The 18,959-nt window shown below is 70.2% G+C and carries 16 protein-coding genes; 12 read left to right on the forward strand and 4 right to left on the reverse strand.

Annotated features, from left to right (window positions below; translation table 11 throughout):
- Positions 1-99 precede the first annotated feature (99 nt).
- The 6 genes from ACSSS0_RS19205 (at position 100) to ACSSS0_RS19230 (ending at position 8,301) form a co-directional block, all read left to right on the forward strand.
- Positions 100-1,551 carry an anaerobic C4-dicarboxylate transporter family protein gene (locus ACSSS0_RS19205; protein WP_487229248.1) on the forward strand — a complete coding sequence of 484 codons (1,452 nt, stop codon included), beginning with the start codon at positions 100-102 and terminating at the stop codon, positions 1,549-1,551.
- A gap of 247 nt (positions 1,552-1,798) precedes the next feature.
- On the forward strand, positions 1,799-2,752 hold the full coding sequence (locus ACSSS0_RS19210) for an ATP-dependent DNA ligase (RefSeq protein WP_487229249.1): 954 nt from the start codon (positions 1,799-1,801) through the stop codon (positions 2,750-2,752).
- A gap of 517 nt (positions 2,753-3,269) precedes the next feature.
- Complete coding sequence (locus ACSSS0_RS19215; protein ID WP_487229250.1) at positions 3,270-3,821, forward strand: alpha-ketoglutarate-dependent dioxygenase AlkB family protein; 552 nt, start codon at positions 3,270-3,272, stop codon at positions 3,819-3,821.
- Between the two features lie 140 nt (positions 3,822-3,961).
- Positions 3,962-5,647 carry an exonuclease domain-containing protein gene (locus ACSSS0_RS19220; protein ID WP_487229251.1) on the forward strand — a complete coding sequence of 562 codons (1,686 nt, stop codon included), beginning with the start codon at positions 3,962-3,964 and terminating at the stop codon, positions 5,645-5,647.
- Between the two features lie 266 nt (positions 5,648-5,913).
- Positions 5,914-7,299, forward strand: a complete 1,386-nt coding sequence (locus ACSSS0_RS19225; RefSeq protein ID WP_435986406.1) for an NAD-dependent malic enzyme — start codon at positions 5,914-5,916, stop codon at positions 7,297-7,299.
- A 135-nt stretch (positions 7,300-7,434) separates the two neighbouring features.
- Positions 7,435-8,301: an SDR family oxidoreductase gene (locus ACSSS0_RS19230; RefSeq protein WP_487229252.1), complete on the forward strand. Its 867-nt coding sequence runs from the start codon at positions 7,435-7,437 to the stop codon at positions 8,299-8,301.
- 36 nt (positions 8,302-8,337) lie between these two features.
- Here ACSSS0_RS19230 and ACSSS0_RS19235 read toward each other — a convergent pair whose 3' ends face one another.
- Positions 8,338-8,745 carry a transferase gene (locus ACSSS0_RS19235; protein ID WP_435986404.1) on the reverse strand — a complete coding sequence of 136 codons (408 nt, stop codon included), beginning with the start codon at positions 8,743-8,745 and terminating at the stop codon, positions 8,338-8,340.
- Positions 8,746-8,971: 226 nt separating this feature from the next.
- On the opposite strand from ACSSS0_RS19235, the gene ACSSS0_RS19240 reads away from it, so the two are divergent.
- The gene (locus tag ACSSS0_RS19240; RefSeq protein WP_435986403.1) at positions 8,972-9,982 is read left to right on the forward strand and encodes an aldo/keto reductase family protein; all 1,011 of its coding nucleotides are present in this window, start codon (positions 8,972-8,974) and stop codon (positions 9,980-9,982) included.
- Positions 9,983-10,075: 93 nt separating this feature from the next.
- On the opposite strand, the gene ACSSS0_RS19245 is transcribed toward ACSSS0_RS19240, so the two are convergent.
- On the reverse strand, positions 10,076-10,552 hold the full coding sequence (locus ACSSS0_RS19245) for a tetratricopeptide repeat protein (RefSeq protein WP_487229253.1): 477 nt from the start codon (positions 10,550-10,552) through the stop codon (positions 10,076-10,078).
- A gap of 275 nt (positions 10,553-10,827) precedes the next feature.
- Between ACSSS0_RS19245 and ACSSS0_RS19250 the strand changes: the two genes are divergently transcribed.
- Positions 10,828-11,256: a hypothetical protein gene (locus tag ACSSS0_RS19250; protein ID WP_487229254.1), complete on the forward strand. Its 429-nt coding sequence runs from the start codon at positions 10,828-10,830 to the stop codon at positions 11,254-11,256.
- 31 nt (positions 11,257-11,287) lie between these two features.
- Here the strand turns inward: ACSSS0_RS19250 and ACSSS0_RS19255 are convergent, their stop codons facing one another.
- Entirely contained in the window at positions 11,288-12,856 is a 1,569-nt protein-coding gene (locus ACSSS0_RS19255) for an HNH endonuclease signature motif containing protein (protein WP_487229255.1), read from the reverse strand.
- A 120-nt stretch (positions 12,857-12,976) separates the two neighbouring features.
- Between ACSSS0_RS19255 and ACSSS0_RS19260 the strand changes: the two genes are divergently transcribed.
- The 4 genes from ACSSS0_RS19260 (at position 12,977) to ACSSS0_RS19275 (ending at position 17,525) form a co-directional block, all read left to right on the forward strand.
- Positions 12,977-13,933: an IS1595 family transposase gene (locus tag ACSSS0_RS19260; protein ID WP_487229256.1), complete on the forward strand. Its 957-nt coding sequence runs from the start codon at positions 12,977-12,979 to the stop codon at positions 13,931-13,933.
- A 179-nt stretch (positions 13,934-14,112) separates the two neighbouring features.
- Positions 14,113-15,504: a pyridoxal phosphate-dependent decarboxylase family protein gene (locus tag ACSSS0_RS19265; protein ID WP_487229257.1), complete on the forward strand. Its 1,392-nt coding sequence runs from the start codon at positions 14,113-14,115 to the stop codon at positions 15,502-15,504.
- Positions 15,505-15,658: 154 nt separating this feature from the next.
- Positions 15,659-16,600, forward strand: coding sequence for a universal stress protein (locus ACSSS0_RS19270; protein WP_487229258.1), 942 nt, complete (start codon positions 15,659-15,661; stop codon positions 16,598-16,600).
- 76 nt (positions 16,601-16,676) lie between these two features.
- Positions 16,677-17,525, forward strand: a complete 849-nt coding sequence (locus ACSSS0_RS19275) for a universal stress protein (RefSeq protein ID WP_487229259.1) — start codon at positions 16,677-16,679, stop codon at positions 17,523-17,525.
- A 21-nt stretch (positions 17,526-17,546) separates the two neighbouring features.
- Here the strand turns inward: ACSSS0_RS19275 and ACSSS0_RS19280 are convergent, their stop codons facing one another.
- Positions 17,547-18,857, reverse strand: coding sequence for a nuclease-related domain-containing protein (locus tag ACSSS0_RS19280; protein WP_487229260.1), 1,311 nt, complete (start codon positions 18,855-18,857; stop codon positions 17,547-17,549).
- Between the last annotated feature and the right edge of the window lie 102 nt (positions 18,858-18,959).

An 18,959-nucleotide genomic window follows, 5' to 3' on the forward strand; every position in this document is an offset into this window, starting at 1 on the left:
GCGTCCCGGAGCCTCAGCTCCGGTACTCGTGCCTCATCACACGTCACAGGTGGACCACGGTCCGCCCCGGACACTTCGTCTCGAGAGGCAGGTCCAGGCATGGACGGCATCATCTTCGTCCTGGAAGCGCTGGTCGTCCTGGGGTGCATCCTCATGGGCACCCGGGTCAGCGGCGTCGGCGTCGGGCTCTGGGGAGGCCTTGGCGTGTTCGTGCTCGTCTTCGTGTTCCGTGAGCCCCCGGGTGAGCCGCCCGCGGCAGCCATCGCCATCATCCTGGCCGTCGTGACGGCTGCCTCGATGATGCAGGCGGCCGGAGGGATCGACTGGATGGTGCTCGTGGCCGCGAAGATCATCGAGAGCCGACCGAAGCAGATCACCCTGATCGCCCCGCTGACGGCCTTCCTCTTCTCGGTCGGGGCGGGGACGAGCAACATCCTCTACCCCCTCCTGCCGGTGATCTACGACGTGTCGTACCGCAACGGCATACGCCCGTCCCGGCCGATCAGCGTCAGCGTGGTCCAGTCCGGTGTGGCTCTGGCGGCCTCCCCGGTGTCGGCAGCGATGGCGGCCATGCTCACGCTCACGGACACCCCGACGTACGGCCTGGGGCTCACCCAGATCCTGCTCATCACCTTCCCGGCCTGTGTCATCGGCATCGTCGTGACTTCTCTCGTCGTCAACCGCCTGGGTCCGGAGCTAGACGACGACCCCGAGGTGCAGGAGCGGATCCGCACCGGGCTCCTGACCGCCCCCGGCCACGCCGGCGCCCCGGCCAGAGCCGTGGCACTGTCGTCGGGCGGGGTGGCGGGAGCCACGGGTGGACCGGGTGGCCCCGATGGGCCCGACGCCGTCGTCAGCGACCCGGTGGAGCCGGCCTCCGCGCGGCTGACCGCGACCAAGGAAGGGCGCAACGCGGCCATGGCGTTCCTGTCCGGCGTGCTACTGATCGTTGTCCTGGGTCTCTTCCCCGACCTGCGTCCGGCCTTCGACACCGGCGAGGGAGCGGTCCCGATCGACATGACCACGACGATCGTCATGGTGATGTTCGTGGTCGGCGTCGCGATCCTCTTCCTGGGCAAGCCGTCGGTGAAGACCGTGCCCGACCAGTCGGTGTTCAAGGCCGGCATGATGTCGGCCATCGCCCTCTTCGGCATCGCGTGGCTGACCGCCACCTTCATCTCGGCGAACGAGGAGGCGATCGTCAACACCGTCGGAGGGTGGGTCAACGACTACCGGTTCGTCTTCGCGCTCTCGGTCTTCATCGTCGCTGCTCTGACGACGAGCCAGTCGACGGCGACGCGGACCATGGTCCCGATCGGTCTGGCGGCCGGCCTGCCCACGGGCGTCGTCACCGGCATGTGGGCAGGAGCCATCGGCGGCGTCTACACGCTCCCCACCGGCGGCCCCCAGATCGCCGGCGCCAACTTCGATCTGTCCGGGACCACGAAGCTCGGCACGAAGCTCATCGACCACAGCTACTTCATCCCGATGCTCGTCCTGTCGTTCACCACCGTCGTGGTCGGCACGGCCATCGGAGCGGTCTTCTTCTGAGACCAGGGCTCGAGAGCCCAGTTGCCTCACCTGCTCACCTCCGCAGCGATGACAGAACGCGCGGACATCGGCATGACAGGAAGACTGCTTCCGCGTTCCGCGCACGCATCAGATCGCATCACGGTGCGCGCCATCGCGGAAGGGCTTGCGACGCCTGCGACCGCTCACCCGGATGTGTCGGCGCGCTGGCTGCCGCCCGGCTAAAGCGTGTTCCCGTCGGGCTGTGACGTAGTGGGAGGGTGTGAGCATGCCCGCGGTCTCCCTGCATGCGCCGGTCGCACTGGCCCGTCGAGTGGATGACCTCATCCCTGCCGGGGCCAGGGACCTGGTGTGGGAGCCCAAGTGGGACGGGTACCGGGTGCTGGTCTCCGGCGGGCGCATCTACTCGCGCAACGGCATCAATCTCACGCCGTTGTTCCCGGACCTGACGCCAGTCCTGAAGGCCCGACTGCCGTCGGACCTGGTGCTGGACGGGGAGATCATCGCGTGGGACCCGGGCGGTGGTCGACTCGACTTCGAGGGGCTGCAGGCACGGATGACCGCAGGACGACGGATCCGGGCGGTCGCCGCTCGACGCCCGGCGCAGCTGGTCGCCTTCGACGTTCTGGCAGCCGGAACGCAGGACCTGCGAGGCCAACCGCTGCGGGAGCGCCGGGCGGTGCTCGAGGAGGTTCTGGCCGGGCTGTCGTCTCCGATCGTCCTGTGTCAGCAGACAGCCGATGTGACGCTGGCCCGTGAGTGGTTCCGCACGCTCACCGCCGGGGGCATCGAGGGGCTGGTCATCAAGGAGGCCGGCGGCAGCTACCCGACGGTGCCGAAGCAGCGCGTGTGGGCCAAGGTGAAGGCGCAACGGATGCTGGACATGCTCGTCGTCGGGTTCACGGGTGACCCGGACGCTCCCAACGCCCTAGTCCTCGCGTTCCCCGGCGATGTCGACGAGGAAGGACGCCCGGTCACGGCAGGGTCCACCACCGTGCTGTCGAAGGCTGTCGGCAAGCGCCTGTCGCGCCTGCTGCAGCCGACGGGGGAGACGTTCGAGCGCACCCTTGCGTGGCGGGCCGGCGCGCCGACGCGAGTCACGGTCGTGACGCCCTTCGTCGTCGAAGTCGAAGCAGACGCCTCGGCGCCGGCTGGCGTGCTGCGTCACGCGGCCCAGCTGCACCGGGCCAGGCCGGATGTCGACCCGGCGGAGGCGAACTGACCCTCTGTACCGGCCTGCAGCCTCGGCCGGTTGATGAGTGCCTCCTCACCCCGTGCCTCGAACACGTGTTCTACTTGAATCATGGCGGGTGGTTCCGGGCGAGGGCATGAGCATCCCATCCCACCTGTTCCTCCAGCGCGTGAGCACTGCTGGGTCACCCGGCACCCGGGGCGGGGCGGACCCCACCCGGCCCTGCTCGTCGAATGGCGCCAGCATGACTCCCAGTGGTGGGCGCGCGTGGTGTACCTGGACACCGAGCAGTGCCGGCTCGTCGAGCAGTGGCTGCCCGGCGAGGCGGTGCCGCCCGGTCGGCCGCTGACGGGACATCTCCAGGGCAATGCGCTCGCTGGGGGATTGCGCCGAGGTGCTGACCTCGGACTCTCCCACTGACACACTCAGCCGCACCGAAGGAAGACCAATGCGACATGCCCTCACCCCTGACTCGCCTCGCATCCAGCTCAGCGCCCGCAGCTGGCTCATCCACTGCCCCGGCTGGTGGCCCAGCCCGGACGAGACGATGCAGCAGCTACTGCGCGAGCTGCGCCTGCGGCAGGAGCACATCCCCATGTACGGCAGGGTGCTTGAGCAGCCACGCCTCACCGCCGTGGCCGGACGGTCGATGGACCCCGCCAGCCGCTACCGGCGCCCCAACCCCGACGTGCCTTGGACGCCGACCGCGAGTGAGCTGCGTGACGCCGTCGCCGGGGCGGTCCGCACGGTCGCTGACGGCTGGCGACCCAACGGACTCATAGCCAACTTCTTCCGCGGCGCGACGGACTCCATCGGGTGGCACGCGGACGACGAGCCGGCGCTCGGCGTGGACCCGGTCGTGGTGAGCGTCTCGTTCGGGGCCACCCGGCGGATGCGGTTCAAGCCCCCGGGGCCGGGTCCAACGCTCACAACGCTCGATCTCGCGGCGGGAGACCTGCTGATGATGGGTGGCGCCACCCAGTCCGAGTTCCAGCACGCCATCAACCGACAGGCCGATGCCGGGCCGCGGCTTTCCTTGACGTTCAGGCGGTACGCCCTGAACACCGAGGGAGAAGCGCCGACCGAATCGCTGCAGTGACGCCGGCCCACTCCTGGCCGCCATGAGCAGGCTCGAGTGGGCCGGGGACACGCACCCCGTTTCTCTGTCCGCGGAGGCCGTCGCTGGCATCATCCCCTTGGATCCCCTTGGATCAAACCGGACAGGACAGGGGAGCGAGAATGGGTTTCTTCAGACGGCTGCTGGGCCGACAAGGGCCGACAACGACGCCATCGCAGTCGCGGAGCGGCGAGGCGCCCGGTGCCTCCTCCGGGAATCTCTGGGAACTCCCGCGGTTCGCGGTGGTCGACGTCGAGACGACAGGGTTGCGTGCGGACGAGCACCGAGTCGTCGAGGTCGCGGTGGTCACGACGGACGCACGTGGCCGCGTGCTCGACGAGTGGTCGACGCGCGTGAATCCGCAAGGGCCAGTCGGTGCGACCCGCATACACGGACTCACGCAGGACGACGTCGCAGACGCACCCGTCTTCGCCGAGGTGCTCCCGGAGCTGAACCGACGCCTGTCGAAGGCGGCGGTCGCGGCGCACAACGCCAGGTTCGACCTGGCCTTCCTGCGCCATGAGTACCGCAGGGCGGGCTGGAGCCTGCCCTTCGTGCCGGCACTCTGCACCCTGGAGGCGTCCACCTACCACTTGCCAACGCTTGACCGGCGACGTCTGTCCGACTGCTGCTGGGCGGTCGGCTCTCGCCTGGACGGGGCTCACTCGGCCTTGGGCGACGCGAGAGCGACAGCCTCGCTCCTTGCGGCCTTCATGCATTCCACCACCGGGTACCCGCCCCTGCCTCAGCACACGACGATGCTCAAGCAGGCGTTCTCGGTCGAGTGGCCAACACGAGCCGACCTGCCGCCGGTGCCTGTCGTGGGATCCGCCTCCGGCGGGAGTGGGGCGCTGAGCCCGCGGGCGCGGCACGTGATCGCGCTTCAGTCGACCGCGACGCCCGCTGCCAGCCTGCTGGAGCTGATCGAGCGGTTCTCCCTCGTCGACGCGCTCGACGAGGGTGCGCCGCAGGGGTCACTGGCCTACCTCGAGAAGCTGGCGGAAGTGCTCGAGGACGGTGAGATCACCGAGGAAGAGGCTGCGGACCTCGCCGCCGTCACGACCGCGATGGCGCTGACGCCAGACGACGTTGCCGCAGCCAACCAGGCCTTCGTCCAGGCGCTGGCGCACGAGGCCCTCGCCGATGGCAAGGTCACCCGGGCTGAACGCGAGGAGCTGACGACCGTCGCGCACCTGCTGGGCGTGAGTCCGACGGTCATCCCAGCGTTGCTGGATCGAGCAGAGGATGCGCGGCACATGCGGCTCAGCGAAGGCCTCAAGGCCCTGCCCGACACGTGGCAGCACGGGGAGCCACTTCGCGTCGGGGACAAGGTCGTCTTCACCGGGTGCGGTGAAGCGGAGAGGACCCGCTTGGAGGCACAGTCCGAGCGGCTCGGAGTACGGGTGCTGGGAGCGGTGTCTGCCAAGGTAGCTCTCCTGGTCAGTGACGGCTCGATGGATGGCGGCAAGGCGCGAAGGGCCGCGGAGCTGGGCACTCGCGTCGTGCATCCTGACGTCTACGGGGTCATGCTGACCTACCTTCAGCCGTCACTTCCGCGGACGTGGGGAAGCACCCGTCCGGCATCGGCTGGGCAGCCTGATGAGGCGCCGGCATCCGCTGAGGTGTCGATCGGCACGCCGTTCGTGAAGCCCGCGGTTGGCGGCCCGGACCTCGCGGCACCGAACCCAGCGCACGTTCGCTCCTGGGCTCGCGCGAACGGCCTCGAGGTCGGCGTCCGTGGAAGGCTTCCGAGAGACGTGGTGCAAGCTTTCGTGGACGCGCAGGCGGCGTCGTCGGCTCCTGCGTGAGCGCCCGCCGATACGACTGGTGCGTGTGATCGAGCACGTCGCAATGTCATCGTGACAGTCGAACGGACATCGTTTGACCGATGACAGCTGACCACGCCGTAGGCCCACCACGAAGAGGGTGACCCGTCCGGGTCACCCTCTTCGTGCAGTCATGGAGTGTCAGAGCCCTGGTGGCCGGCCCACAGATCCGCGAGGTCCCGCCGCGTCGGCGTGGCGGGTAGAGGATGGGCTCGTCAGGCAACGTTGCTCTGCGCGAGAGGACTGTCATGGCCATCCCGAGTCCTGGCTACTCGATCACCGTCCGGGTCGAGGTGCCTGCTGCCGCCAACGCGACCTCGGCCCTCACGACCGCCGTCTCCTCGACCGGTGGAGCCCTCACGGCGCTCGACGTCGCGGAGAGCCGCACCGACCGACTGGTCGTCGACGTCACGTGCGACACACGGGACGAGGCCCACGGTCACCTCATCACCGAGGCGATCGCGGCGATCCCGGGGGCGGTCGTCCGCAAGGTCAGCGACCAGACCTTCCTGCTCCACCTCGGCGGCAAGATCGAGGTGAACCCCAAGGTGCCACTCAAGCACCGTGACGACCTGTCGCGCGCCTACACGCCAGGCGTCGCGCGCATCTGCCAGGCCATCGTCGACCACCCGGAGGACGCCCGCAGGCTCACCATCAAACGCAACACCGTCGCCGTCGTCACCGACGGGTCGGCGGTCCTGGGGCTCGGCAACATCGGCCCGCTCGCGGCGCTGCCGGTGATGGAGGGCAAGGCAGCGCTCTTCAAGCAGTTCGGGGGAGTCGACGCCTGGCCGGTCTGCCTCGACACCCAGGACCCCGACGCGATCGTCGACATCGTGCGCGCGATCGCCCCGGTCTACGGCGGCATCAACCTCGAGGACATCTCTGCCCCGAGGTGTTTCGAGATCGAGTCACGACTGCGTGACCTCCTCGACATCCCGGTCTTCCACGACGACCAGCACGGCACGGCGATCGTCGTCCTTGCCGCCCTGAAGAACGCCCTGCGCGTCGTCAACAAGTCCATCGACGACGTGCACATCGTCGTCTCCGGCGTCGGCGCCGCCGGCCACGCCATCATCCGGCTCCTGCTCACCCAGGGTGCCCGCGACATCGTCGCCTGCGGTCGCACCGGTGCGGTCCACAACGGCAACGAGGGCATGGAGCCCTTCCGCCAGTGGATCGCCGACCACACGAACACCAGTCACCAGAGCGGCACGCTCAAGGAGGTCCTCGTAGGTGCGGACGTCTTCATCGGCGTCTCGGCGCCGGACCTGCTCACGGGTGACGACATCGCGACCATGGCGCCGGATGCCATCGTCTTCGCGCTCGCCAACCCCGTGCCCGAGGTCGACCCCATCGCCGCGAGCGAGCACGCCGCCGTCGTCGCCACGGGTCGCTCCGACCACCCGAACCAGATCAACAACGTCCTCGTCTTCCCGGGCTTCTTCCGGGGCCTGCTCGACGCGGGTGTCTCCGACATCACCGACGCGATGATGGTCGCCGCGGCCAGCGCCATCGCCGACTCGGTCGAGCCGGGTGAGCTCAACCCGAGCTTCATCATCCCCAGTGTCTTCGACGCCAGCGTCGCCCCGGCCGTCGCCGCTGCCGTATGCCGGGTGGCCGGCACCCACTGACGGCGGACCGGTGTGACCGGGAGATCACCGCGACGCGCTGCCCTCGCGCCCGGCCGGGTGGGAGTCTGGGAGGGACGCGAGCATCTTCCCGCGCCGCGCGCCCACGCCAGGGCAGTCCACGGAAGGACAGTGGCCATGATCGCGGTCATCGGCGGCACCGGCCGCCTCGGACGTCTCGTCTCCGCTCGGCTGGTCGACGGAGGGCACCGGGTCAGGGTCGTTGCCCGCGCTGCTCCCGCGTCCCCGGTCCCGGGTGCGGAGTTCGTCGCCGCGGACCTGCGCCGCCCTGAGACGTTGGATCGGGCACTCGAAGGGGCCCGCGTCGTCGTCGCCGCGGCACACGGGATGGACCCGACCAAGGGCGAGTCGCCGGCTGGCGTCGACCGCGATGGGAACATCGCGCTCATCGACGCAGCGCGAGCCCGGGGGGCCGACGTCGTGCTCGTCTCCGTGGTCGACGCGTCACCCGACCATGCGCTCGAGCTGCACCGCATGAAGTGGGCCGCCGAGCAGCACCTCCGTGCCAGCGGGGTCCGTTGGACCATCGTGCGGGCCTCGGCGTTCGCCGAGATGTGGATCGAGATGCTTCAGCAGTCGGCCGCGGGCGGCAAGGGACCACAGGTCTTCGGCGACGGGGAGAACCCCATGAACTTCGTCAGCGTCGAGGACGTCGCGGCCGCCGTCGCGCGTGCGGCGACCGACGAGACCTTGAGGGGGAAGGTGGTCGACGTCGGCGGCCCCGACGACCTCACGCTCGACGAGCTCGCCGGTCTCGTCCGGCCGGGTCAGGCTCCGCGTCACGTGCCGCGACTCGTGCTGCACGTCATGGGTCAGGCCGCGCGCCCCGTTCGGCCGTCCCTGGCCCGCCTGGCCCGGATGAGCCTGGCGATGGACCGCGCCGACCTGCGTTTCGACCCGTCAGCCAGCCGGACGGCATACCCCTGGCTGTCGTGCACGTCGGTGCGCTCGCTCGCCGGCGACGCCGGACGGCGGGCCGGGTGACTCCGGCCTTGCCGTCCGCGCGTCGGGTGGCGCGGGTCAGGCGGCGCGGCGGCGCTGCGAGCCGGTGCGGACGACGGAGCTCTCGGCGATGACGTCGTCGCTGTCGACGCGGGCGCCGTCCCAGACATGGGCGTTGGCGCCGATCTTGACGCGTGCGCCGATCCGGGCGTCGCGTCCGACGACGGCGCCCGCGGCCACGTGGGCCGTCGTGCCGATGCTGGCTCCGGCGTGGACGACCGCGCCGCGGTCGATCCAGGCGCCGGTCGCGATGCGTGCCCCTGCGCCGACGACGGCTCCGCGGTCGACATAGGCGTTCTCGGCGACGTAGGCCGCCGGGTCGACGTGGGCGTGCGACTCGACGAAACCGCCACCGTTGTCGTGGCGGGCGTAGCGCAGCACGGTTCCGTTGTCCTCTTCGAACTCCTCGTACTTCCTTCGCCTCATGGTGCACCCCCTCCGGGTTCGGGCGTGGACCCTCTGTCCACGCGTTCCTCAAGCAGTCCAACGTTCAAGTGAACGTGAAGATTCCGCTTCACGCGGCGGTCGGGCCGCCGGTCACTGAGCAACGCTCGTACCCGCCCCGGCAGTTCCGCGTGCACTCGTCGCGCACCGTCTCACCAGTCGACCGGGCGCCTCTGGCGCCGTCTGCGGGGCGGCATACGGTAGAAGAATGAACTTCCGATACCTCGGCAACAGCGGACTCAAGATCTCCGAGATCACCTACGGCAACTGGCTGACCCACGGGTCGCAGGTCGAGAACGACGTCGCGACCCAGTGCGTCCGGGCCGCGCTCGACGCCGGCATCAGCACCTTCGACACGGCGGACGTCTACGCCAACACCAAGGCCGAGAGCGTCCTCGGCGATGCCCTCAAGGGCGAGCGGCGCGAGAGCCTCGAGATCTTCACGAAGGTCTACTGGCCCACCGGCCCCGGTGGCAAGAACGACACGGGCCTGTCGCGCAAGCACATCATGGAGTCGATCAACGGCTCGCTCGAACGTCTGCAGACCGACTACGTCGACCTCTACCAGGCTCACCGCTACGACACCGAGACGCCGCTCGAGGAGACGATGCAGGCCTTCGCCGACGTCGTCCGCCAGGGCAAGGCGCTCTACATCGGCGTCAGCGAGTGGACGGCCGACCAGATCCGTGAGGGCGTCACTCTCGCAAAGGAGCTCGGTTTCCAGCTCATCTCGAGCCAGCCCCAGTACTCCATGCTGTGGCGCGTCATCGAGGGCGAGGTCGTCCCGACGTGCGAGGAGCTCGGCGTCAGCCAGATCGTGTGGAGCCCCATCGCCCAGGGCGTGCTGACGGGCAAGTACCAGCCCGGTCAGCAGCCGCCCGAGGGCTCGCGTGCCGCCGACGAGAAGGGCGGCGCCGACATGATCAAGCGCTTCATGAACGACGACGTGCTGACCCGTGTGCAGAACCTCAAGCCGATCGCCGACGAGGCCGGTCTGACCATGGCGCAGCTCGCCGTCGCCTGGGTGCTCCAGAACCCCAATGTCGCGGCTGCCCTCGTCGGCGCCTCGCGTCCCGAGCAGGTCGCCGAGAACGTCAAGGCGGCCGGCGTGAAGCTCGAGCCCGAGCTCATGACGAAGATCGACGACGTCCTCGGCGACATCGTCGAGAAGGACCCGGGCAAGACGAAGGAGACCGCGCCGCAGCAGCGCGTCGCCTGACGTATGCCGTAAGCCAGCGGGAGGGGGCCGGGAGCCGCGCCAGATGGCGGTGCTCCCGGCCCTGTCGTGTCCGGTCCATCCCGGACCGGGCCCTCAGGGCACGCACTCCTGGGCGGCCGACTCGGTCTGCGTCACCAGCCCGTCGTACATCTGCGCGACCGGGCTCGCGGGCGTCCTGGCGAGGTGTTCGCGCGCGCGACCGAGGTGCACCTGGGCGTCCGAGCACTGGCGGGCGGACAGCTCGCCGAGCGACCACTGCCATTCGGTGTAGGTGGCCTGCAGCTCCGAGCCGCTGTCACCGGCGCTGGTGAAGACGCTCAACGCCTCCGACATCGCCGTGCGGGCACGATCCAGATCGCCTGAACCGAAGTAGATGCTTGCCTTGGTACGCCAGATGGCGGCCTGCGTCTGAGGGTCGCTCTCTCGCGTGAGTCCGGTATCGAACATCGCCTGGGCTCTGCCGTAGTTGCCTGCCAACGCGAGTCCGGCCCCGACGGCGTAGTACTCGGCACCGGACACATCGTCCGGGATCACCGAGGTGATGTCCGCTGCCTGCTGCGAGGTGACCACCAGCTCGGTCTGGGTGGATGACCCGAGGTTGGCCAGGGTCTGGGGGTCGTCGGCATACTGCGCGATCAGAGAGGCGTTCTCCTTGGGGAGGGCGTCGAGGCGGGCGATGAGGCCCGAGAGGCGGTCCCTCGCTGTCGACGCGTCCCGCGCGCCGGCTCGCTGCTCGCCGTAGATCGTGGCCGACCGCGGACCGGAGGGTGCCGACGACAGTGGCCCGCGACGGGGCTGGGGACAACTCCGGCACGCCTCGCCCGACTCTGGCGACGATGAGGCGCATGACCTTCCACGACCTGCCCCCTCGGGCGAGCGAGATCCCACTGACCAACCGCCGCGTCGCCTCGGACGTGATCGACCTCATCGTCGGCGAGACGGACCGCGCCACCGGTTGTGTCGCCCTGGTGATCTGCGACGCCGAGGCTCGGGGCATCCAGCCGATCCTGCTCCACGACGTGCCGCCCGACGCCGAGGCGAGTGGTCTGGCCCAGCTGCTCAGCCTGCTCCTGCCGCTCGTGGCCGACAACGACGGTTCGGTCCTCATCGGTCGAGGCCGCCCTCGAGGGACGGGGCCTGATGACGTCGACCGGGCGTGGCACCAGCTGGCGATCGACCGCTGCGCGGTCCACGGGGTCGACCTGCTCGGCTTCTACCTCGCCACCCGTGACGGCGTCTTCCGTCTGCCCGAGCCGCTCACGGCGGCATCCTGAGCGCAGGCGAGGGCGGGCATGACGCACGGGCTCAGAAGGGCGGCGGCTCGCTCTCGCGCGACGACCCGATGGCTGGTCGTCCCGGTGTGGGAGCCAGCGGTCGCGCGTCGCGCACCCCGTCGAGCCAGTCCTTCGGGTGGGTGTCGTAGACCCGCCCGGCCTTGGTGCGCCAACGGACTCGGTCACCATCGCGGCGGACGAGCCAGTGGCCGTGGGTGTGCACGTTGTGGTGCTGCCGGTGCTTGCTCGTGAGGTTGGTGACGTCGGTCGGGCCATGCGGCCACGGGACGTCGTGGTCGAGGTCGCACCGCGCGGCCGGCACGGTGCATCCGGGTGCGCGACACGTCCCGTCGACGGCCTCGACATGGGCTCGCATCTCCGCCGTCGGCCGGTAGGCGAGCGTCTCGAGATGGACGGCGGCGCCGGTGTCGGCGTCGACGGCCAGGCGGCGCCACGTCGAGCCGTCGTTGAGCATGATCTGACGGGCGTGCTCGGCCGTCACCCAGCCATGGCCCGGGGCCTCGCACGGCGCGTCGGTCAGGCCGACCGCCGTCGTGAAGGGAACCACGAGGGTCACCGTCGCCGCCGGCCGGCGACCGAGGCGCGTGAACCACTCACTGCCGGGGCGGCATACGTCATCGTCCACCGTGCTCCGGGCAGACGAAGCAGCGTCTGGGGCGGGCACGGGCCATCCGAACATCAGGGTGTCGGTGATGACGTCGGCGCGCAGGGAGTCGAGATCGCGTGGGTCGCCCTGCGCCCGCGCTGCCCTGGCCACGGCATCCGCTCGCTCCATCGCGGCGATGATCTTGTCGGCGTCGTTGACGACGGTCAGCACCCCGAGGCCGTCGCGGTCGATCTGTGCGTAGGCGCTCCGACGCCGTCGGGCTGCGCGTCGGCGCTCGGCGGCCTCGCGGTCGGCGGCAAGGCAGGCGCGCGTGAGCCGCTGGCGGAAGAGGCTGGGGGAGGGCGGAGCGTCGTCCTTGAACCGGAGCGCCGCGTCGACGATGCCGGGCCCGGACTCGGGTGGCAACGTGGCAATCTCGCTCTGGATCGTGCACGCCCGGTAGAGCGTGACCGCGCCCTGCCGCAGGCGTCCCCGGAGCGCGGTCGCGCCGGGCGTGCGCGCAGTGGCGAGGTCGAGCCGTGCCCGCACCTCGTAGGTGCCGAGGCCGGTGGCCGTGGAGACCTCCATGGCCGTGAGCTCGTCGGCGTCGACCCAGCCCGGGGGTCGCGGTCGGTCGAGCTCGGCGAAACGCGCCAGCTCGGCCGACTCGATGGTCGAGCGGAGCCGGGCCAGTGACTCTAGGCCCGCGGCGTCGAGCACCGCCTTGCAGCGCTCGACCGACTCGACGACCCCGAGCTCGGCGTCGGCCAGCGACTCGAGCTCCGACAGCGGATCCTCGGGCCCCGCGTGGGACAGGTCGTCGGCTGCGGCCTCGAGCAGCTCGCTGACGAGCGCCGGCAGCAGGTGGGTGAGCAGCGTCTCTGCCACCTGCTTGCGCAGCGTCCGCTCGAGGAGCGACAGGTGGCGTTGGCGGAGCGGCACGCGGCCGACGGCGCGCGAGCGGTAGACATCGGCCAGACGCTCGAGATCCACGATGGCGTCGGCACCTCGCACAGCATGGAGCGGAGAGTGGCCTCTCACCTCCAGCGCGTCGTCCATGGTCAATTAGAACATGTGTTCTGCATATCTGCTTGGGTGAAGTAGGATCTGTGGATGACCGCGAATCCGGTTCGGGGTGTGGATTATCCGTCGACGTATCAGCAGCTGCTGGAGTGGTTCCCGGACAACGAGTCGTGCCTGGACTACCTGGCCGGGCTGCGGTGGCCGGACGGGTTCGTGTGCCCCAAGTGTGAGCAGCGCGAGTTCTGGCGCACGGGTGCCGGGTTGTGGATGTGCCGGGCCTGCGGGCGGCGGACGTCGGTGACCGCAGGGACGATCTTCGACCGGACGCGGACGCCGTTGTCGACCTGGTTCGCGGCGATCTGGTTCCTGACCTCGCAGAAGAACGGGATGTCCGCGCTGGGGCTGCAACGGGTCCTCGGGTTCGGCTCGTACGAGACGGCGTGGGCGTGGATGCACAAGCTGCGCCGGGCCATGGTCCGGCCTGAACGCGACAAGCTCTCCGGCATCGTGGAGCTCGACGAGACGATGATCGGTGGCGCCACTCGTAACAGCGGTGGGGGCTACGGCGACAAGGTCGCGGTCATGATTGCCATAGAGCGCAACGAGACTCATCGTCTGGGCCGGGTGCGGCTCGCCGTCGCCGACCACCCCGGAACAGCCCAGCTCGTCGACTTCGCCACCACCGTCATCGAGCCCGGCTCCACGATCCGCACCGACGGCGCCCGCACCCTGCGCCGGCTCGCCGACCTCGGCTACACCCACGAGTTCACCCTCGGCTACTCCGCCCCCGACAAGGCCAGCGTGCTGCCCGGCGTACACCTGGTCGCATCGCTGCTCAAGCGCTGGCTCATCGGCACCCTGCACTTCCGCGTCGAGGAAGCGCACCTGCCCTACTACCTCGACGAGTACACCTTCCGGTTCAACCGCCGCAACGCCAAGTCACGCGGCCTCCTTTTCTATCGCCTGCTCGAGCAAGCCGTCGACACAACCCCGCATCCGCTGAAGGACCTCCTCAAGCCAGAAACCGGCATACCGGACTTCACCTAAGCAGATATGTAGTACATGTGTTCGAATTCACCGTCAAGACCCAAGCCACCTCAGATCCGCTGCTGCACAGAGGAACTGACTCGCGATACGCGCTCTCGAACGTCTTAGTCCCAGCCGAGCATCGACGGAGCCCGGCCATCCCCTTGCGCCCCCGCCGCCGTGCGGAGGAACGTGCAGGGATGGATGTCGACCTGCACCAGCTCTTCGCCCGGGCCGCCGCCGAGGGGGCTCGGCACCGCGCTGCCGTCGCCGACCTCCCGGTCCAGCCATCGCCCGACCACGCAGCCCTGGCGGCGGCATTCGGTGGCGCGCTACCAGCCGCACCGACCGATCCGCGTGAGGTCGTCGACGAGCTGATCGCTGCAGCCCGCCCCGGTCTCGTCGGCACCGTCGGTCCTCGCTTCTTCGGCTTCGTCATCGGCGGCGCGTCGCCGGCTGCCACGGCCGCAGACCTGCTCGCCGCGGGTTGGGACCAGTGCGCCTACAACGAGGTCCTCTCGCCGGCTGTCGCAGCCGCCGAGCGGGCGGCCGGCGGCTGGGCGAAGGCCCTGCTGGGGCTGCCGGAAACCGCCTCGGTCGGCTTCGTCACCGGCGCGCAGGCCGCGAACACCGTCGGCCTCGCGGTCGGGCGACAACGCGTGCTCGCCGACGTCGGGTGGGACGTCGCGCGGGATGGTCTTTTCGGTGCGCCCCGTGTGGCCGTCGTCGCGAGCGAGGAGCGACACGCCACGATCGACCGGGCCGCGCGGCTGCTCGGGTTCGGCACGGGCAGCATCGAGCCGGTCGCCGCCACCTCGCAGGGCGCCATCGACGTCGACGGTCTCCGGACCACCCTCGATGCCGTCCGCGACCGACCGGTGATCGTCTGCCTCCAGGCAGGCAACGTCAATACCGGAGCGTGCGACGACCTCAGGGCGGCGACGACCGTCGCGCACGAGCACGGCGCATGGGTGCACGTCGACGGCGCCTTCGGACTCTGGGCGGCCGCGAGCCCCCGGACCGCCCGCCTCGTCGACGGCGTCGAGCTCGCCGACTCGTGGGGGACGGACGCCCACAAGTGGCTCAACGTCCCCTACGACTGCGGGCTCGCCTTCTGCGCCGACGCGGAGCTGCACGCTGCCACGATGTCGTACGCGGCGGCATACCTCACGGGGTCGGGCGCGGTGTCGGACCCCGTCCTCGGCGATCTGACGCCCGAGTCATCAAGACGGGCAAGGGGATTCGCGGTCTGGGCCGCCCTGCGGGAGCTCGGCACGGACGGAGTCGCGGACCTCGTCGACCGGTCGTGCGCCTTGGCGGTCCGCATGGCCGAACGCCTCGCGGCCGGTGGGGCGACCGTCCACAACGACGTCGTCCTCAACCAGGTGCTCGTGAGCATCGGCGACCCCAGCCGCACCGACACCATCGTCGACACCGTCCAGCGCGAGGGCACGTGCTGGGTCGGTGGCACGACGTGGCACGGCCGGCGACTCATCCGCGTCTCGGTGTCCAACGCGACCACCACCGAGCGTGACATCGACGTGTCCGCCGATGGGATCCTCCGGGCCGCCGGCACCGCGACACTGCCCTGAGGGTGCCGGTCGGCCGGACCGATACCCGTGACGGCGGCCTGCTCTCGCATCCGGCATGTCAGAGCAGTCACAACCGCCTGCCGACTCACGCCCGACGCGGGACGATGGGGGTGGCCGGAGCATGCGGCCCCGACCGCCGTGGAAGGGGAGAGCGATGAGCGCCGCAGAGAGCTCGACGACGGAGTCGACGCACGAGTCGACCGACGAGACGACGGACCTGGGCATCGTCGTGGGCTACGACGGGTCCCCGGGAGCACGGTTGGCCCTCGACTGGGCCATCGAGACAGCGAAGCGGGACGACCGCCAGCTGACGCTCCTGCACTGCGTCGGCCTGACGATGACGCCGACCTTCCGAGCCTACGACCCCGGAGTCCAGGCTCACGCGTACGACGAGATGTCCCGGGGTGTCCTCGCGGAGGCCATCGACATCGCCGCGAAGACGTTGGATCGCAAGGACGTCCACCCACTGAGCGTCATCGGAGGCGCGGCTGCCGAGCTCGTCGGGATCTCGTCCCGGGCCGACCTCGTCGTCACCGGGTCGCGCGGTCATGGCGCGGTCTCCGCCGGTCTGCTGGGCTCGACGTCGTATGCCGTCACCGCCCACGCACACTGCCCCGCGGTCGTCGTGCGCGGGTCGTCCGTGATCCACGCGGGTCCGTCGAACCCTGTCGTCGTCGCCTTCGACGACTCCAAGTACTCGCCGAGGGCGCTCGAGACGGCCGTCCAGATCGCCACGGCTGCGGAGGCGTCGCTGCACATCGTCGCGGTCGACAACGTGGGTGGCCTCGAGGCGTGGCCCGAGACCGACACGATCCTCGGGCGCGAGGAGATGATCGACCAGATGCACCGCCGCGTCGGTCAGGTGCTGCGCGACGTCGCGGACGACGCGCGGCGCGCTCACCCCGGGCTCGACGTGCAGACCGCTGTCCTCGGTGGAGGTGCCGGCCCGGCGATCGCCGCCTACGCCGTGGACGAGAAGGCAGGCCTCGTCGTCGTGGGGTCCCGCGGTCACGGCGGATTCACCGGGATGCTCCTGGGATCCGTGAGCCACCGGGTCGTCCACGACGCGCCGTGCCCGGTCATGGTGATCCGCTGACGCGATCAGTGAGTCGACGTTGCTGGTGGTCAAGGGAACTCGCGTCCACGCTGTCGCTCCGGCCGACGGTCAGGTCGTGGTGGGCTACGACGGGTCCGCGGCCTCGCAGCGTGCCCTCGTCTGGGCCGCGGCGGTCTCACGGGCGCTCGACGACTCGCTCAAGATCGTCCACGCCGTCGAGCTCGACCTCGTGCCGAGCCGACGCGGCTATGCCCTGCGTCCGTTGAGCCCGTCGCTGGAGATGGTGGCCGAGACGCTCGTCGGCGGTCCGTCGACCTGGCCCGGCCCACCGCTCGCCCGGTCGCGCGTGCGTGCCGTCCACGCCTTCGGTGGTCCGGCCGCCGGGCTGGTCGACGCGTCGATGTCGGCCGAGCTCGTGGTGCTCGGGACCCGCGGGCGCGGACGGACCCGCAGTGCGCTCATCGGCTCCGTGTCCTTCGCGGTCGTCGCCCACGCGTACTGCCCCGTCGTCGTCCTGCACGACCTCGGTCACCTCGCGCGCGGTGCCCACCACGAGATCCCGATTCCCGGTCTGCGCCACGAGGTCGTCTGCGCCGTCACTGGTGGCGGAGACGAGGCGCACCTGGCGCGGGTGGAGCGGATCGTGTCCGCTGCGGCTCGGATCGCGGCCGCCTGCGCGGCCCCGCTGCGACTCGTCACGGTCCTGCCCGGAAGTCGCGGTCACGCTGGGGGACAGCGGTTTCCGTATGCCGTCACGTCCCTCACGTCACGGCATCCCGGGCTCGTGGTCACCGTCGAGACCCTCACCGGTGATCCGGTTCCGACGCTCGCGGAGGCCACGCGTGGCTCGGGTCTGCTCGTCGTCGGCGCTCCCCACCGAGGCGGCGTCGGGGCGGTGCTGGCCGGGCGTTCGTCCTACCGGCTCATCCACGACGCGACCTGCCCGGTCATGCTCGTGCCCTGACGGACGTCCCCTCCGCCGGGGTCAGGTGGCTCGCCGAGGGGCGAGGGCCTTCGCGAGCTCCTCGGCCAACCGCGTCACCTTCTTCTCGGCAGCCGCCTCGGCAGCCCGGGCCTTGGCTTCACTCGCACCTTCGGGGTAGCTGAAGCGGCACGAGAGGAAGAACGGCTGACTCGTCCGGAGCCCCGCCTTCCAGCCCGGCAGGGCAGTGTTCTGGGGCAGCCACGCTGACACCCCGCCGGGACTCATGTCGGTGCGAGGTCTCGCGGTTCCGGATGCTGCAAAGCGAACCAGGACCACCCGCCCCATCTCCACCGTGACGTCAGCACCGTCGGTCGAGTACCTCGGTTTGGACAACCACCACATGCAGATGCCGTTGTTGGCCGTGGGCTTCTCGATTGCCGTCTTCGCACCGGTCACCTTCCGAATGGTCGTAGCGGTCAAGGATCGGCACAGGCCGGGATCCCCCGTCGGCGTCAGGGCCCCGACCGACCTCGGCACGGAGTCGCCTCCCCGGGGTGAGAGCAGACCGGTGAAGAGGTGCGGACCGACCTGGCTGAAAGCCCACAGGGCCACCAGTCCCACGAGCCAAGAGACCACCGACCCGCGCCGACGTGACCGGCGGTGGGTCTGCCGGCGAGGGGGCCGAAAGGGGAGGTGGGCCGGCGGCGGCGTGCGACGTGAGGTCGATCGTTCTGCGCCGAGGACGTCGGCGACCGTGAGCACGTCGGGGTCTGTGCTTGCAGGCTCTTCCGACGCCGAGGGATAGGTGTGGGCGACTCTGCGGGACAACAGGTCCGCGCCCTCGGCCTCGGCCGTCCAGGGTTGGGTCAGGAGCCAGGCCACGAGGTCGTCGAGAGGGATAATCTCGACCCCACGCACGCGTTGTCTCGGGAAGGACGTGGAGCGCGCACCGGCCAGGACGACGACGGGTACGACGGGCAGGCCGAGCGTCTTCTCCATCTCACCTGCGAAGCGCGCCACGGCGTCGAGTTCTCGTCCCTTGGATGAGCTGCTGCTCGTGTGCTGCCACAGGTCTCCCTCGTGGACGCTGGTGCCACCCGCCCAGTTCTTCGTGTCGACGAGGTAGACGCCGGACGGTCCGACGACGTGGTCGAGGTTCGTCTGCGTGCGACCCGGTCTCAGGAGACGGTCGTTGTGGACGTGCCACCCGAGCGGGAGACGTGCCAGAGTCGCGGCCACGCGCCGCTCACCGTCGGCGCCGGCTGCCCAGGCACCGGCCTGTTCCTCGAGTGCGTCCGCGTGGGCACGCGCCTGCGCGGCCTGTGCCCTGAGTTCTTCGGCGCGCGACTGCGCCGAACCACCTGCTGCCATCCGAGCCCCCTGTGCCCTGTCGCCGGAGACTCTAGGCACGGCGCGGTGGGTCCCGGGCCCGAATCGATGCAACTCGCAGAGGACTCGGGTCCCGGGACCGGG

This window comes from Terrabacter sp. R4-6 (assembly GCF_057529065.1).